Source organism: Mycobacterium sp. IDUB_36, assembly GCF_055419225.1.
This window is the reverse complement of record NZ_JBVAXH010000001.1, coordinates 1,187,998-1,203,156: the sequence shown is the minus strand read 5'-3', so window position 1 is coordinate 1,203,156 and position 15,159 is coordinate 1,187,998. Positions and strand designations below refer to the sequence as shown.

Here is a 15,159-nt window from a genome sequence, read left to right as displayed (position 1 = left end):
CCGATGACTTTCGATGCGCCGACGGTGATCCGAACCAAGCGCGACGGAGAACGGTTGTCCGATGCCGCGATCGACTGGGTCATCGACGCCTACACCCGGGGGCAGGTGGCCGACGAGCAGATGTCGGCGCTGCTGATGGCGGTGTTCCTGCGCGGCATGGACTACGGCGAAATCGCGCGCTGGACCGCGGCCATGGTGGGGTCCGGCGAGCGGTTCGACTTCAGCGACCTCCGACGGGACGGCCAGCCGGTGCGCACCGTCGACAAACACTCCACCGGAGGGGTGGGCGACAAGATCACACTCCCGCTGGTCGCGGTGATCGCGGCGTGCGGCGGGGTGGTGCCGCAGGCGTCCGGTCGCGGTCTGGGGCACACCGGGGGCACCCTCGACAAGCTGGAGTCGATCGCAGGCTTCTCTGGATCGATCACGTATCAACAAGTGCGCCAACAACTCTGCGATGTCGGAGCGGCAATCTTCGCGGCCGGGCAGCTGGCACCCGCCGACGCGAAACTCTATGCGCTGCGCGACATCACCGCCACCGTCGAGTCGCTCCCGTTGATCGCCAGCTCGGTGATGAGCAAGAAGATCGCCGAGGGAACCGGCGCTCTGGTGCTGGACGTCAAGGTCGGGTCCGGGGCGTTGATGCGCTCGGAATCGCGATGTCGTGAACTCGCCGAGACCATGGTGGCGCTGGGGGCCGAACACGGGCTGCCGACCTGCGCGGTGCTGACCGACATGAACCGGCCGCTCGGTGCGGCCGTCGGTAATGCGCTCGAGGTCGCCGAGTCGCTGGAGGTGTTGGCCGGTGGCGGGCCGCCCGACGTGGTGGGCCTCACCGTCGGACTGGCCCGCGAGATGCTCGAACTGGCCGGCATCGACCGCCGCGATCCGGAGCAGACGCTGCGGGACGGGACGGCGATGGACCGGTTTCGCGCGCTGATCGCGGCGCAGGGCGGCGACTTGTCCGTACCGTTGCCGGTTGGTAAGTACTCCGAAACCGTCACCACGAACCGGAACGGCACAATGGGTGACATCGACGCAATGGCAGTGGGGCTCGCAGTCTGGCGGCTCGGCGCGGGCCGATCCCGCCCGGGCGAACAGGTCCAGGCCGGTGCCGGTATCCAGATCCACCGCCGCCCGGGCAGTCCGGTGTCGGCCGGCGACACGTTGTTCACCCTCTACACCGATACGCCGGACCGCTTTCCGAGCGCGATGGCCGAGTTGGACGCGGGCTACACCGTCGGCGACACGTCCCCGGTCGGTCGCCCGCTGATCATCGATCGGATCACGCCATGACGACGCCGCTGAATGCCGAGACGATCAAGCAAGCGCCGAAGGCGCTGTTGCACGATCATCTCGACGGTGGCCTCCGCCCGTCGACCGTGCTCGACATCGCCGGTCAGATCGGCTACGACGAGTTGCCCACCACCGACATCGACGAGCTGGCGCAGTGGTTTCGCACCGCGTCGCACAGTGGGTCGCTGGAGCGCTACCTCGAACCGTTCTCGCACACGGTCGCGGTGATGCAGACGCCGGAGTCGCTGCACCGGGTGGCGGTCGAATGCGTGGAAGACCTGGCAGCCGACGCGGTGGTCTACGCCGAGGTGCGGTTCGCTCCCGAGCTGCACATCAACCGGGGTCTCTCGTTCGACGAGGTGGTCGATGCGGTGCTGTCCGGTTTCGCCGACGGGGAGAAAGCAGCAGCCGCAGCCGGGCGTCCGATCGTGGTGCGCTGCCTGGTGACCGCGATGCGGCATGCCGCGTTGTCCCGCGAGATCGCCGAGCTGGCGATCCGATTCCGCGACAAAGGTGTGGTCGGATTCGACATTGCGGGCGCCGAGGCCGGTTATCCTCCGACCCGACACCTCGACGCCTTCGAATACATGCGAAACAACAACGCACGCTTCACCATTCATGCGGGTGAGGCGTTCGGACTGCCGTCCATCCAGGAGGCGATCGCGTTCTGCGGTGCCGACCGGTTGGGCCACGGCGTGCGGATCGTCGACGACATCGACGTCGCGGACGACGGCGAGGTCCGACTCGGCAGGCTCGCATCGATCCTGCGGGACAAGCGGATTCCGCTCGAGATGTGTCCTAGCTCCAACGTGCAGACCGGGGCGGTCGCCAGCATCGCCGAGCATCCGTTCGCGCTGCTGGCGCGGACCCGGTTCCGGGTCACCGTCAACACCGACAACCGGCTGATGAGTGACACGACAATGACGCGCGAAATGGCGCTGCTCGTCGACGCTTTCGATTACGGGTGGAGCGATCTGCTGCGGTTCACGGTCAACGCGATGAAGTCGGCGTTCATCCCGTTCGACGAGCGGCTGGCCCTCATCGACGAGGTGATCAAACCGCGTTACGCGGTGCTCGTCGGCTAGCCCGGCTACATGACGACGTGGCCGGCATCGACCGGAACCGCCACCCCCGTCACATAGCGCGCTCTCGGGCTGACCAGCCACAGCACCGCGTCGGTGACATCCTGCGGCTCGACGAGTGGCACATCGGGCAGCAGCATCTGCGAGACGGCCGGATTGGGGTTCGCCATCATCCGGTTGATCACGAAGTCGTTGAGGATCATCGGCGTCGCGACACCGCTGGGGTGTACGGAGTTGACCCGAATCTTGTGCGGCGCGTAAGCGTTTGCGGCTGAACGCATCAGGCCCACCACGCCGTGCTTGGAGGCGGCGTAGGCGAACATCGCGGTGCTGCCGTCACCGCCACGGCCCACCAGGCCTTGCGACGAGCTGACCAGAACGATCGACCCGCCCGTGCCCCGGCGGACGATCGAGGGCACCGTCGCCACCAACGTGTGCCACACGCCTTTGAGGTTGGTGTCGACGATCGTGTCGAAGAGCGGTTCGGCACTCGTCTGGGTGTCGCCGATGGCCACGACCCCCGCGTTGGCGATGACGATGTCGATCTCACCGACCTCGTTGATGCCCGTCTGCACGCCGGCCTCCAGCGCGGAGAGATCGCGGACGTCGGCGATCACGGGCACCGCTCTGCGCCCGGTGGCCCGGACCAGCTCGGCGGTGGTGTCGAGATCGGCTGTGGTGGCCAGCGGGTAGGGAATCGTCTCGACATCGGCGCAGATGTCGACGGCGATGATGTCGGCCCCCTGCTCGGCCAGGGCGACGGCGTGGCTGCGCCCCTGGCCGCGGGCGGCACCCGTGATGACCGCAACGGAGTTGTCCAGTTCACCCATGGGTGGAAACGTACCGCTCGATTCGGCCCAAAACGCCTGCGACTCGGATCGGTTCTGCCAGGATTTCAGGGTGGTCCGACGTGGGCGCCCAGCGACGTGAGTGACAGCGGGCGGGAAATCACCAATCTGATCTACCACTATGCCGAGCTCCTCGATGCCGGTGACTTGGACGGCGTGGCAGGGCTGTTCGCGCACGGTCGCATCTGCGGAGTCGAGAACGGGCCGCCGGAGACGGTGTTCGAAGGAGCCGAGGGTGTCCGGCGGATGTACGACATGGCCACCCGGATTTACGAGGACGGCACCCCTAAGACCAGGCACCAGACGAGCAACGTTCAACTCGACATCGACGAGACGCAGGGCGCCGCCCGCAGCAGGTCCTACTACTGCGTCACGCAGGCCACGCCCGACCTGCCGTTGCAGGTGATCGTGACCGGCCACTACAAAGACACCTTCCACCGGCTGGACGGCGTCTGGTGGTTCGACAGCCGGATCATGTTCGTCGACCAGCTCGGCGATGTCAGCCACCATCTGAAGTTCTGATCGCGTGGAACCATTCGATCTGGCGGCCGTCCTTGCCGACGCGCAGCGCAAGGAATCGCTGAGTGACTGGGGGCCAGGCGAATTCGAGCGCCCGCTGGAGGCCTTGCTGGCCGACTATGCGACGGCCGACCTCAACGCCATCGGAGTGCTCATCCTGCGCGCCGGCATCGTGCACAGCCTTCGGATGCGACTGCGCGCCCAGGAGTGGATCCGTCGACACCCGGAGATCCTCGCGGAGCGCGTGGTCGCGCCGGTCGTCGTGGTGGGGATGATGCGCAGCGGAACCACGCTGTTGCAACGGCTATTGGCCGCCGATCCGCGTTTCCACTGCGCTTACGGCTGGGAAGTCGTCGAAGCGGCGCCCAAACTGGACTACCCGTTCGTCGTTCCCGGTGTCAGCGATCCAAGGATCGCAGTGAGCGAAGGACGCGAGGCGAAGTCCCGCGAGTTGGCGCCCGACTTGTTCGCCATCCATCCGATGTATGCGCGGGAGGCCGAAGAGGAGATCGTCTTCCTGGCCGATGCGTTCTTGTCGCATGTCCCGGAATCCGGCGCGCACTTGCCGAACTACCGATCCTGGCTGGACGCACAGGATTTCGGGCCCGCCTACACCTACCTGCACCGCATGCTGCAGTTCCTGCAGTGGCAGAAGCGGCAGACCGGGGTGCTGGCCCGGCGCTGGGTACTCAAATCGCCGGCCCATCTCGGCTATCTCGACCAGTTGCGGGCCCAGTTCGGCGACCTGCACGTCGTGCACATGCATCGCGACCCGTGTGCCACGATCGCGTCGGGGGCCAGCCTGAATGCGACGCTGCACGCGATGCATGCCGACACCGTCGATGTCGACCGGGTCGGCGCGCAGTGGTTGCAGCGGATGGGCTGGACGAACGACCGAGCGATGGCGACCCGGGACGCCTGGGCAAGCGAAACCGGCGCAGAGCCGGAGCGGGTCACCGACATCGCCTTCGAGGACGCGGTAGCCGACCCGATCGGCCAGGTGGCCCGGGTCTACGACGCCATCGGACTGCCGCTTGCCGTCGAGGCCGAGGCGGCGATGCGGCGTTGGCTCGAAGAACGGCCGCGCGAAGCGGCGCGCCCGCCGTACGGCCTGGAGGATTACGGCCTGCGCCGCGAGCAGGTTGACGAACGGTTCACCCAATACAACAAGCGTTTTGACCAGTACGTCGGGAAATGAGGAGAGTCATGGCATCGGACCCCGTCGCGACGGCGGCTCAGCACGAACAGGAATTGGCGGCGCTCGAACTGATCGAGCACCCCGTCGTCAAAGCCGCGTACGAGTCGGTGGCCGAGACCTGGCTGGGACGGGCGAAAGCGTCGCCGGCCATGCGGGAACGCTTCGAGGACGCGTTCGCCGAGGTGATGTTCTCGGCGGCGATCTGGTCGTCCAACCAGGACAAGTTACGGCCCAAGGTCAGCTGCATCACGCGGCTGGCCCATCCCGTGGACGGCCGACGAATTCCCGGATCCCGTTGGGGCATCGACAATCCCGACAGCGTGTACCGGGTGATCCCGATATCGGGGGACGAGCGCTACGAGATCCACGGCCGCGTCGGTGAGCACCGGATGACGGAGAATTACTTCACGCTCTGGGATGCCCACATGGGAACCGTGGATGTGCTGAATGGTCGCACCATGCAGGTGGATTCCGATGGCAGCTTCACCATCACGGTCGACTCGGACGCCGCCAACGGCCGGCCCAACCATGTGCAGAGCACCCCGTCGGCGCACGAGTTCTACATCCGCGACGTGCTGTTGGACTGGGGCCGCGACGATCCCAATCACTTTGAGGTGCAACGCCTCGGCGGGTCACCCGGGACGCCGGCGCGGACGTCGGACGAGCAGGCCGAGGCGACGGCGGCGATGATGGACTACTTCGCCAATTTCACCGGCAAGCTCAGCCACGGCGTGTACAAGATGCCGCCCAACCACTTCAACCTCGCTTGGTCGGCCGACAAGGTCGGCGCGATGCGCAATCAGGTTTACGTCATGGGCCGCTTCGAGCTCGCGCCGGACGAGGCGTTCGTCGTCGACGTACATGACGGTGGCGCCGGATATTTCACCGTGCCGCTGAGCAACATCTGGGGCACCACGCTGGACATCGTCGACCGCACCGGCAGTCTGAACAAGGCCCAATCGGTCGCCAACGGCGACGGCAGCTACACCTACGTCATCGCGCCGAGCGATCCCGGAGTGGTCAACTGGATCGACTCCGACGGTCTACCCGAAGCCATCCTGACGCTGCGGATGGCCGAGTTCGGCGAGGCCGGTCCCCGGGAAGACCTCGGCGCTCACGGCAGGGTGGTCAAGCTGGACCGGCTCGACACCGAAGTGCCGGACCTGCCTCGGGTGACGCCCGAGCAACGCAGGGCCGAGCTCGCCGAGCGGCGTGCGGCGTATCTGCGGCGGCTACCGGAAGGGACGGCCTGACATGTCACGCTGGCTGATCACCGGATGCTCCACCGGCTTCGGTCGCGAGATCGCCCACGCGGTCTTGGCGGCCGGCCACAGCGCCGTGGTGACCGCGCGCCGGTCCGCCGCGGTGCAGGATTTCGCCGACGAATTCGGTGACCGCGCACTGGCCGTCGCGCTCGATGTCACCGACACCGGCCAGATCGCCGATGCGGTGTCGGCGGCCGAGACGACGTTCGGCGGTGTCGACGTACTGGTCAACAATGCCGGGCACGGCTACCTGGCTGCGGTCGAAGAAGGTGAGGACGACGAGGTCCGAAAGCTGTTCGACGTCAACTACTTCGGTGCGGTGAACATGATCAAGGCGGTGTTGCCGGCCATGCGGGCGCGGGGTTCGGGCCACATCGTGAACATCTCGTCGATGACGGGACTGGTGGCCAACCCGCCGAATGCGTACTACTCGTCGACCAAGTTCGCCCTCGAGGCGGTGACCGAGGCGCTGGCGACCGAGGTTCGGCCGCTGGGCATCAAGGTCACCGCCATCGAGCCGGGCGCATTCCGCACCGACTGGGCAACCCGCTCGATGAAGGAATCAGCCACTCCCATCGCGGATTACACCGACGTGGCGGCCCGCAAAGACCTCATCAAACAGTTCGCCGACCACCTGCCCGGCGATCCGAAGAAGGTCGCCGAGGCGGTGCTGATGGTGACCGGGCTCGACGACCCGCCGCTACGGCTGCTGTTGGGCCGCGATGTCCTCAAGGCGATGCGCGACAAGATCGCCGCGACGTCGGCGTCGATCGAGGAATGGAAGGCCGTGACCAAGGACGTGAACTTCCCCGGATCCTGAGCCGCTGCTCGCGCCGCAGCCGCTAGCCGCAGCCGCTAGCCGCAGCCGCTACTCGCGCCGCAGCCGCGACTCTCGCACACCAGTCGTCGCAGGCTTGCGGCGCTATTCGCGCCGCAGCCGCGACTCTCGCACACCAGTCGTCGCAGGCTTGCGGCGCTATTCGCGCCGCAGCCGCGACTCGACGAATTGCACCAGGTCCTCCCACGCCGCCACCGCATCGGCGTACGGGGGAGTCGGCTCGCTCGTCGAGTCGGGTTCGAGGATGTAGCCGACCAGCCTGCCCAGCGGCTCGTCGGCGTCGAGCGCCTTTTCGACGGTGGGGTCCTCGGAGTACTCGCCGAGGTCGCGCAGGAATTCAACCGCGAGGTCGAGCTGCTCGTGGTCGACCTCCTCCGGGCCGCCGGCGAAATCGTCGGCCAGTCCACTGAGCACGTAGACGTTGTCGTCGGTGATGTCGACGTGCAGCGAACCGTCCGTGGCGGCGGTGCGGATGTCGTCGTAGGTGCTCAGGTCGGACAGGTCGTGGTCGTGCTCGTCGGCCAGGTAGCGGGCCAGCGCGCGCTCGGACGTGAACACGCTGATTCGTCCGTTGCGGCCCAAGAAGATCGGGCGATCATCGAAGTAGCACCGCAATGTGTAAAAGGTGCTGGTGCCGGTCATGATCCGGATCGGATCGATGCCGACCTTCGCCCAGAAGTCCTCGTCGCCGCCGAGCACCACCCCGTCGCCGGCCGCGCGGGCGGTTGCCGGATCCACGGCGATCGCCGTGTCGGGCTCGGACTCCTCGGTGGTCTCCGGCTCGACTGCGGGCTCGTCTTCTTCGAACGGCTCGGCCAACTCGGCCGCGGCGGCGTCCGATACCGCGCTGTCCACGTCGGGGATGCTGACGATCCCGTCGACAGCGCTGAGCACGTCGTCCCAGCCACGACCGACGACGTCGGCGATGACATGCCAGCGCTTGAGCCCGGCCTTACCGGTGAAGTGGTCGATGCCGCCGCTCAGCGAGCCCAGTGTCGGGTTGCCGTTGAAGAATTTCATCACCGCGGGCAGCTCGCAGACGGACCCGATCGACGAGACGATCGTCAACGCGTTGGCCAGCGTCGCGACCGACTCGGCGGTCGGCTTGTCCGACACCAGATCCTCGACCGCGATCAAGTCGAACTGCCGGTCCTCGGCAGGCTCGAGCTTGTGGGCGTTCGCCTCGGTCAGCGTCTGCCACGCGGGGTGGTCGACGAGGTCGTGGTCGGAGTTGGTCCGCACGAACGCGACGAGGTCGGCGGCCGACTCGAAGGTGTAGAGGTCTTCGTCCTTGCCCAGGAACGCCTCCCACTCGTCACCGGCGTCACGCCAGCGAGGCGCCCACACCGTGTAGCGGTCGCCGTCGGTCAGGCTCAAGCGGATAGGCACGAGGTCAGCAGCCATGCGGCTCACAATAGCGACGCGCCCCCGCGGATCGGGGTCAGGCACCCCAGATGTCGGTGATCGCCGGCGCCCTGGCCGCAAGGCCGAGCTTGGGCAGGCCGTACATCTGCTCGATCGTGGACAGCACGTTGAAGTGGCTGATCGGCTCGTCGTAGCTGCCCGGCCGGATGCCCGCCCCGTAGAACACGGTGGGGATCTGGTTGCGGGAGCTGTTGTCGTCCTCGTCCCAGGTCAGGATCAGCAGGCTTCGGTTGGCCCGCGCCCACAACGCGTACTGCGACAGATTCTGGTACAGCCACTGGTCGCCCTGAGCGATCGAGCCGTCATGCATGTCGTTGTCGAGGTTCGGGATCACCATCGAGACGGTCGGCAGGCTGGCGTAGTTCGCCGGGCCTGGAAACGCCGAGAACGGCAGCGACCGTGCACTCGGGATATTGGCGAAGCTCGCCCACGGCACATGCTTGCGGGCGTACTTGCCGGCCCGGCAGTCCGCCGAGCCGGGCGCGGGCAGGTCCTCGGCGAAGCCGACGAAGGTGTACCCGGCGCCGAGTAGCTGGGAGCCGAGGTTGGGCGTGTTGCCCGCGTTGACCGGACAGAGGTTGTCCTTGACCAAGGTGTCGCCGGCAAAAAGTGCGTAGTAATTGGGTTCGCTGGGGTGCACTTCGGCGAAGGATTGCGCCATCATCGCGCCGCCCGCCGCCAACTGGTTGATGAACGGCGCCGCCTTGTTGCCGATGATGTTGGACTGCGACCGGTTCTCCTCGACGACGATGACGACGTGCGCGAGTGTCGGAACCGCCGCCGCCCGGGTGTCGAACGGTGTATCAAACGGGTGTTGAACAGCGGTGGACAGCGACATCAGCGCCGTCGCGACGGTCACGACTCCGAACAGGCTGACCACCGGATTCCGGCTCGCACGGCGGCCCGGTCGGCGTTGCATGGCCGGAGTATAGGAGCGGTCGGGAGGGCGTCCGGGGACGCGCGCGGCGGTGTCGTTCCCCACGTTCCTGAGAAATTTTTATAAATTTGCCGTCGAGCGGGATCTCGAGGCCATACGATCAGCCACGTCGCAGGGTCGGGGGTGCCACCCGCGGGCAGGGAGGACTTCGATGACCGTTGCGCGGACCCGTGCGTTCGGGGCTGCTTTCGCGGCAGCTGCCTGCGCCACCACGCTGACTCTGACGCCGGCGTTCCAGTCCGGGGTGCGGTCGCTGATCGCCGAGGTCGGGCTGGTGGACAACATCGGCTGGATCATGGGTGGCACCGGGAACCCGATTCCCGATTCGGACTATTTGAGCAGCGTCCAGTCGCTCTACCTCGGCGGACTCGCGGGATATACCTTCCAGGGCCTGGAAACCCCCGAGCAGTTCTGCCCGATCATCTGCAATCCCACCCAGCCGGACCTGACCTTCGGTGAGTCGGTGAACGCGGGCGTCGCCAACCTCAACGACGTCGTCATCCCGGCGCTGCAGGACGGCGACAACGTCGCGATTCTGGGCTACTCGCAGAGCGCCACCGTCGCCACCGTGTTCATGAACGACCTGATCAACAACACCCCCGAGGGCGTCGACCTGGACAACCTGCACGTCACGCTGCTCGGCGACCCCAACAACGTGGTCAGCGGAATTCTGGACCGCTTTCAGTTCGCCGACGGCACGCACCTTCCATTCCTGAACATCCCGCTGGACCTCGACCCGACCCCGACGAGCGGCATCGACACCGATGTCTACATCGGCCAGTACGACGGCTGGAACAACTTCCCGTCTGACGTCAGCAACCTGTTCGCCGTCACGAACGCACTGATCGGCATCCAGACCGTCCACCCGTACTACCCGGATCCGACCGCCGACGTGAACCTCGACGTCAACAACATCATCGATCTCGGCCAGATCGACGACACGAACTTCTACGCAATCCCCGCGCCGCTGCCGACGCTGGCGTTCATGTACGACGGTGGGCCCGTCGGGCGCTTCTTCTACGACAGCTTCAGCCCGTACGCAACGCTGATGAACAACTGGGCCTACGGCAATCCGGGCGACCCCTTCGTCGGGGTCAACGGCACGGACGCGATCGGCCCCTGGCAAGTCGACGCCTACGGTCAACTGATGGAGTCCGGTGTCGCCGGGTTCTTCCTCAAGATGGATCCGTTACAGATGCTGGCGGGCGTGCAATACGCTGCGGCGCAGACGATTATCGGGCCGACCAACGACATTCTCACGGCGCTCGGCCAGCCGGAATTGTCGCAATCGGTCATCGATTCGCTGCTGTCGGGTTATGACTTCACCAACCAGCTCGATGTGGCATTCCTCGCCGAGTTGACCGCGCTGTCGGCGACTATCCCGTCGCTGGCTCCGGACGTGCTTTTCGACGGCTCGCCACTGATCTCCGCACAGCCGTTGATCGACCTCGTCGGGTACGGCTTCGACCTCTTCAACTCCTTCGGCGCCTGATTCGCGGGGGTCTAGGCTCACTTCGCGTGGACGTCCACGTCGTTGATCATCCGTTGGCCGCGGTGCGGCTGACCACGTTGCGCGACGAGAAGACCGACAGCGCGGCGTTTCGAACCGCGCTGAGCGAGTTGGCGCTCATGCTGGTCTACGAGGCGACGCGCGACCTGCCGCGCGAGAAGGTCGCCCTGCGAACCCCGTTGGCGCGGACCATCGGTACGCGCCTTGCCGCGCCGCCACTGTTGGTGGCGGTATTACGGGCCGGGCTGGGCATGGTCGACCGGGCGCATGCGCTGCTCCCGGAAGCCGCGGTGGGATTCATCGGTGTCGCCCGTGACGAGGAAACCGCAAGGCCCACGCCGTATCTGGAATCACTACCCGACGACCTGGCTGGCCGTCCGGTGATCGTGCTCGATCCGATGCTGGCCACCGGTGGCTCGATGACGCATGCCGTCGGCCTGCTGCAGGCCCGCGGCGCCGACGACATCACCGTGGTGTGTGTGGTGACGGCACCGGAAGGTGTTGCCGCACTGGGCAAGGCGGCGCCGCAGGCGCGACTGTTCACCGCGGCCGTCGACGACGGCCTCGACGGTGACGCCTACATCGTGCCGGGCCTCGGCGACGCCGGCGACCGCCAGTTCGGACCGCGCTAGGCGGCGGCGGCTCACCAGGCCCGAACGTCCGCGGTCAGCCGATCGCACAACGCGGTGGCGCGGCGACGCTCGGCCGAGCGAACCTCGATGTAGAACTTGACCTTGGGCTCGGTGCCCGAGGGGCGCACCACGACCCGGACCGTCGTGTCGGCGGCGGCGCCGGTGAAGATCAGCGCATCCGTCCGCAGCGCTCCGCCACTCTGCAGCAGATCTGTTGTGGTCGAGGCGAATCCGGCGACCTCGGCGGGTGGCGCGGACCGCAGCCGGCGCATCAACGCGGTGGCTTCCTCGGCGTCGGCGACCGGACGCGTCACCGCCGCGCCGGCATGCACCCCGAAGCGGTGCGCCAGGTCATCGAGTGCATCGAGCACCGAGCGCCGCTCACTCTTGAGCGTGGCCACCAGATCGCACACCAACACCGCGGCGCTGATCCCGTCCTTGTCACGGACCGCCGCCGGGTCGACGCAATGGCCGATGGCCTCCTCGTAGGCGTATACCAAGGTGCTGCCCGGTATACCGTCGTCGGCGCGGGCCAGCCACTTGAAACCGGTCAGGGTTTCGACGTGCCGGGCGCCCCGGTGCGCGGCGATCGCCGCCAGCATTCGTGAGGACACCACGGTGCTGGCCACCACGCTGCCGGCGGTCTCGATCCGCGACAGGATGTAATCGCCGAGCAGCCAGCCGGTTTCGTCGCCGGAAAGCATTCGCCAACCGCCCGGCGTCGGGATGCCGACCGCGCAGCGATCGGCATCGGGATCGAGTGCGATCGCGACGTCGGCATCGGTGTCGGCGGCCAGGGTCAGCAGCGCGTCGGTCGCCCCCGGTTCTTCCGGGTTGGGGAAGCCGACGGTAGGAAAGTCCGGGTCGGGAGCGAATTGACCGGCGACGGTGTGCACGTCGCCGAAGCCGGCGCGCCGCAGGGTTTCCACTGCCACCTCGCCGCCCACCCCGTGCAGGGGAGTCAGGGCCACCCGGACCGGGCCCGAGGTCGAGCGGCGCACCTGCGATGCGCGCTCGATGTAGTGCTCGACCAGCTCGGCGCCGGCGGGCTCGACGGGCGACCTGTCGATCTGGTCGGCGAAAGGCGCTGCGGCGATGGCATTTTCGATATCGCGATCGGTAGGGGTGACGATCTGGATACCGCCGTCCAGGTACACCTTGTACCCGTTGTCGGCGGGCGGATTGTGCGACGCGGTGATCTGGATGCCGGCCGCCGCCCCGGTTCGCCGCACCGCGTACGCGAGGACAGGCGTCGGTGCCGGATCGGGCAGTAGCGTCACCGAAAATCCCTGAGCGGCAAGCACTTCAGCGGTCGCGGTGGCGAAGGTCGCCGATCCGTGTCGTGCGTCGCGGCCCACGATCACGCCTCCGCCGGCCAGCCCGCGGTCGGTGAGCACCGCCGCCACCGCCCAGCTGGCGCGCAACACCACCGCGAGGTTCATCCCGTCCGGGCCGCCGCGCAGCGGACCGCGTAGTCCCGCGGTGCCGAATGACAACGGGCGGGCGAAACGCGCCGCCAGGTCCGCCTCGTCGCAGGCGGCGAGTTCGGCGGCGGTCAGCGGGTCGGGGTCGTGCGCGATCCAGTCCTGCGGGTTAATGGCGCCGCTCCTCCTCATCGCCGGGGCGCTCGTGGCGCCGCTACAGCCGTGCCACCACGTTGGCCAGTAGTGCGCCCATCCGGGCGGCCGACGCGACTCCGGTCTCGAGCACCTCGACATGGCTGAGTGGTTCGCCGGTGATTCCGGCCCCCATGTTGGTGACCAGCGAGACGCCGAGCACCTCCGCGCCGGCGGCCCGTGCCGCGACGGTCTCATGCACGGTCGACATGCCCACCAGGTCGGCGCCCAGCGTCCGCAACATCCGGATCTCGGCGGGCGTCTCGAAGTGCGGTCCGGGTAGTCCGGCGTACACGCCTTCGGCCAGACCCGGGTCGACCTGGCGGGCCAGCTCCCGCAACCGGGGGGAGTAGGCGTCGACCATGTCGACGAACTGGGCCCCGACCAGCGGTGACCGCGCGGTCAGGTTGAGGTGGTCGCTGATCAGCACGGGCTGCCCAACGGCGAACGTCTCACGCACGGCGCCGGCGGCGTTGGTCAGCACGACGATGCGGGCGCCGGCCGCGCAGGCGGTGCGCACGGGGTGCACGACATGCGACAGATCCAGGCCCTCGTAGGCGTGCACGCGTCCAGCCAGCACCAGCGCCCGGTGGCGCCCGATGTCCACCGACAACACCTGGCCGGTGTGGCCGGCGGCCGACGGCGAGGTGAAGCCCGGCACCGCGGCCATCGGCACGGTCGCGATCGGCCGGCCGAGCGCAGCGACGGCCGGCGCCCAGCCGGACCCCAGCACGATTGCGACGTCGTGTTCGGCGAAGCCGATGTGATCGGCAATGAACTGCGCCGCCGTGCGGGCGAGCGCATCAGAATCGAGCCGGCCGTCATACACAGTCCAGCAGCCTAATCGGCACCGCGACGGCTGAGTTGGTTCAGCACCCGCAGGAACACGTCGCGCTCGTCGGCCGTCAGCGGTCCGAGCCAGCGTTCCTCACCGCGTTGAATCTCGGCTTGCACCGTGTCTTTGACCGTGCGACCCGATGCGGTGATCGCGAGCAGGCGTGCGCGCCGGTCGTCGGGGTCAGGCATCCGTTCGATGTAACCGCGGTGCTGCAGCTCGTCGAGAGTGGCGATGATCCGGGTCTTGTCGGCGCCGATGGCCTCGGCGAGCGCCGTCTGGGTGCGGATCGGTGAGCGGTCCAGGGCGGTGAGCACGACGTAACCCCACATCGACAGCCCATGTGACTCCAGCACCGGCATTTCGGCGGCCACCGTCTGGCGAGCGAACTCCGCCAGCATCTCCGCGAGGTCCCGTCGCGTCGCCCCACTCGCCACCCGGTGATGATAGTGCTGGACATATCGTATGCATCTGCATACGATATGCGAATGCCTACTATTAACGACCTTCGACCCTTTCACCGGATCGCCGTGCAGGCCTCGGTGGACGTGGTCGCAGGCGTCCGTGCCGACGACCTGTCCATTGCGACGCCTTGCGTCGGCTGGAACCTCGGCGACCTGCTGGCGCACATGACCGTCCAGCACCGCGGCTTCGCCGCTGCGGCCCGCGGCCTGGGCGCTGATCCGTCGGTATGGAACGTCGACACCGTCACGACTGCCGTCGCGGCGGACCCCGCCGGGACGTACGCCGCGGCCGCTGCCGACGTGATCGAGGCGTTCGCCGGTGCAGGCGTGCTGGAAGCGTCGTTCGTGCTGCCGGAATTGGGCGGCGACGCGGCCTTCCCGGGGGAGATGGCGGTCGGCTTCCACTACATCGATTACGTCGTGCACGGCTGGGACGTGGCCCGCAGCCTGGGCCGCCGCTACGAACTGCCGGCCGACGTGGTGGCGGCAGCGGTGCCGCTGGCGCTCTTCGTGCCCGACGGTGACTTCCGCGCCGACGACAACGCGCCCTTTGGCCCGGCGATCCCGTCGTCCGGGCCGGCGGACGACCTCGACCGCATCCTGGCGCACCTCGGCCGTTCGCCGCAGTGGCAGCCGCCGGTCGTGGCGGGTGGTCACCACTAGTCGTTGTGCCTGGCTTCGAGCGGCGGTGAGA

The 15,159-nt window shown here is 67.6% G+C and carries 15 protein-coding genes; 9 read left to right on the top strand and 6 right to left on the bottom strand.

The window, feature by feature from the left end:
* Positions 1-3 precede the first annotated feature (3 nt).
* Together ACZYW1_RS05900 and ACZYW1_RS05895 are read left to right on the top strand one after the other, a co-directional pair.
* On the top strand, positions 4-1,296 hold the full coding sequence (locus ACZYW1_RS05900) for a thymidine phosphorylase (protein ID WP_463784058.1): 1,293 nt from the start codon (positions 4-6) through the stop codon (positions 1,294-1,296).
* Entirely contained in the window at positions 1,293-2,381 is a 1,089-nt protein-coding gene (locus tag ACZYW1_RS05895; protein WP_463784057.1) for an adenosine deaminase, read from the top strand. Before ACZYW1_RS05900 ends, ACZYW1_RS05895 begins: the two co-directional genes overlap by 4 nt.
* 5 nt (positions 2,382-2,386) lie before the next feature.
* On the opposite strand, the gene ACZYW1_RS05890 is transcribed toward ACZYW1_RS05895, so the two are convergent.
* On the bottom strand, positions 2,387-3,208 hold the full coding sequence (locus ACZYW1_RS05890) for a mycofactocin-coupled SDR family oxidoreductase (protein WP_463784055.1): 822 nt from the start codon (positions 3,206-3,208) through the stop codon (positions 2,387-2,389).
* 96 nt (positions 3,209-3,304) lie between these two features.
* Between ACZYW1_RS05890 and ACZYW1_RS05885 the strand changes: the two genes are divergently transcribed.
* From ACZYW1_RS05885 to ACZYW1_RS05870, 4 genes are read left to right on the top strand one after another with little or no spacing between them, the layout of a single operon-like run.
* The gene (locus tag ACZYW1_RS05885; RefSeq protein WP_463784054.1) at positions 3,305-3,748 is read left to right on the top strand and encodes a nuclear transport factor 2 family protein; all 444 of its coding nucleotides are present in this window, start codon (positions 3,305-3,307) and stop codon (positions 3,746-3,748) included.
* Between the two features lie 4 nt (positions 3,749-3,752).
* Positions 3,753-4,943, top strand: a complete 1,191-nt coding sequence (locus tag ACZYW1_RS05880; RefSeq protein ID WP_463784052.1) for a sulfotransferase family protein — start codon at positions 3,753-3,755, stop codon at positions 4,941-4,943.
* Positions 4,944-4,951: 8 nt separating this feature from the next.
* The gene (locus ACZYW1_RS05875; protein WP_463784049.1) at positions 4,952-6,196 is read left to right on the top strand and encodes a hypothetical protein; all 1,245 of its coding nucleotides are present in this window, start codon (positions 4,952-4,954) and stop codon (positions 6,194-6,196) included.
* Position 6,197: 1 nt separating this feature from the next.
* Positions 6,198-7,028 carry an oxidoreductase gene (locus tag ACZYW1_RS05870; protein WP_463784048.1) on the top strand — a complete coding sequence of 277 codons (831 nt, stop codon included), beginning with the start codon at positions 6,198-6,200 and terminating at the stop codon, positions 7,026-7,028.
* A 156-nt stretch (positions 7,029-7,184) separates the two neighbouring features.
* On the opposite strand, the gene satS is transcribed toward ACZYW1_RS05870, so the two are convergent.
* Together satS and ACZYW1_RS05860 are read right to left on the bottom strand one after the other, a co-directional pair.
* Positions 7,185-8,450 (bottom strand): protein export chaperone SatS, encoded by a 1,266-nt coding sequence (satS, locus tag ACZYW1_RS05865; protein WP_463784046.1) that lies wholly within the window; start codon positions 8,448-8,450, stop codon positions 7,185-7,187.
* Between the two features lie 37 nt (positions 8,451-8,487).
* Positions 8,488-9,309 (bottom strand): alkaline phosphatase family protein, encoded by an 822-nt coding sequence (locus tag ACZYW1_RS05860; RefSeq protein WP_463787706.1) that lies wholly within the window; start codon positions 9,307-9,309, stop codon positions 8,488-8,490.
* Positions 9,310-9,559: 250 nt separating this feature from the next.
* Here ACZYW1_RS05860 and ACZYW1_RS05855 point away from each other — a divergent pair, with 250 nt between their 5' ends.
* Positions 9,560-10,900, top strand: coding sequence for a PE-PPE domain-containing protein (locus ACZYW1_RS05855; RefSeq protein ID WP_463784045.1), 1,341 nt, complete (start codon positions 9,560-9,562; stop codon positions 10,898-10,900).
* 26 nt (positions 10,901-10,926) lie between these two features.
* Entirely contained in the window at positions 10,927-11,550 is a 624-nt protein-coding gene (gene upp, locus ACZYW1_RS05850) for a uracil phosphoribosyltransferase (RefSeq protein WP_463784043.1), read from the top strand.
* Between the two features lie 11 nt (positions 11,551-11,561).
* Here the strand turns inward: upp and ACZYW1_RS05845 are convergent, their stop codons facing one another.
* The 3 genes from ACZYW1_RS05845 to ACZYW1_RS05835 are packed head-to-tail and all read right to left on the bottom strand — an operon-like array spanning position 11,562 to position 14,402.
* Positions 11,562-13,148, bottom strand: a complete 1,587-nt coding sequence (locus ACZYW1_RS05845) for a phospho-sugar mutase (RefSeq protein WP_463787705.1) — start codon at positions 13,146-13,148, stop codon at positions 11,562-11,564.
* 40 nt (positions 13,149-13,188) lie between these two features.
* Positions 13,189-13,995: a purine-nucleoside phosphorylase gene (locus ACZYW1_RS05840; protein WP_463784041.1), complete on the bottom strand. Its 807-nt coding sequence runs from the start codon at positions 13,993-13,995 to the stop codon at positions 13,189-13,191.
* Positions 13,996-14,006: 11 nt separating this feature from the next.
* Positions 14,007-14,402, bottom strand: coding sequence for a MarR family winged helix-turn-helix transcriptional regulator (locus ACZYW1_RS05835; protein WP_463787704.1), 396 nt, complete (start codon positions 14,400-14,402; stop codon positions 14,007-14,009).
* A gap of 87 nt (positions 14,403-14,489) precedes the next feature.
* On the opposite strand from ACZYW1_RS05835, the gene ACZYW1_RS05830 reads away from it, so the two are divergent.
* Entirely contained in the window at positions 14,490-15,128 is a 639-nt protein-coding gene (locus tag ACZYW1_RS05830; RefSeq protein WP_463784040.1) for a TIGR03086 family metal-binding protein, read from the top strand.
* The last annotated feature ends 31 nt before the right edge of the window (positions 15,129-15,159 follow it).

Bases quoted from the DNA above. Each gene is read 5' to 3' on its own strand.
- ACZYW1_RS05900 (WP_463784058.1), top strand. From the start codon at position 4: ATGACTTTCGATGCGCCGACGGTGATCCGAACCAAGCGCGACGGAGAA.
- ACZYW1_RS05895 (WP_463784057.1), top strand. From the start codon at position 1,293: ATGACGACGCCGCTGAATGCCGAGACGATCAAGCAAGCGCCGAAGGCG.
- ACZYW1_RS05890 (WP_463784055.1), bottom strand. From the start codon at position 3,208: ATGGGTGAACTGGACAACTCCGTTGCGGTCATCACGGGTGCCGCCCGC.
- ACZYW1_RS05875 (WP_463784049.1), top strand. From the start codon at position 4,952: ATGGCATCGGACCCCGTCGCGACGGCGGCTCAGCACGAACAGGAATTG.
- ACZYW1_RS05870 (WP_463784048.1), top strand. From the start codon at position 6,198: ATGTCACGCTGGCTGATCACCGGATGCTCCACCGGCTTCGGTCGCGAG.
- satS (WP_463784046.1), bottom strand. From the start codon at position 8,450: ATGGCTGCTGACCTCGTGCCTATCCGCTTGAGCCTGACCGACGGCGAC.
- ACZYW1_RS05860 (WP_463787706.1), bottom strand. From the start codon at position 9,309: ATGTCGCTGTCCACCGCTGTTCAACACCCGTTTGATACACCGTTCGAC.
- ACZYW1_RS05855 (WP_463784045.1), top strand. From the start codon at position 9,560: ATGACCGTTGCGCGGACCCGTGCGTTCGGGGCTGCTTTCGCGGCAGCT.
- ACZYW1_RS05835 (WP_463787704.1), bottom strand. From the start codon at position 14,402: ATGCTGGCGGAGTTCGCTCGCCAGACGGTGGCCGCCGAAATGCCGGTG.
- ACZYW1_RS05830 (WP_463784040.1), top strand. From the start codon at position 14,490: ATGCCTACTATTAACGACCTTCGACCCTTTCACCGGATCGCCGTGCAG.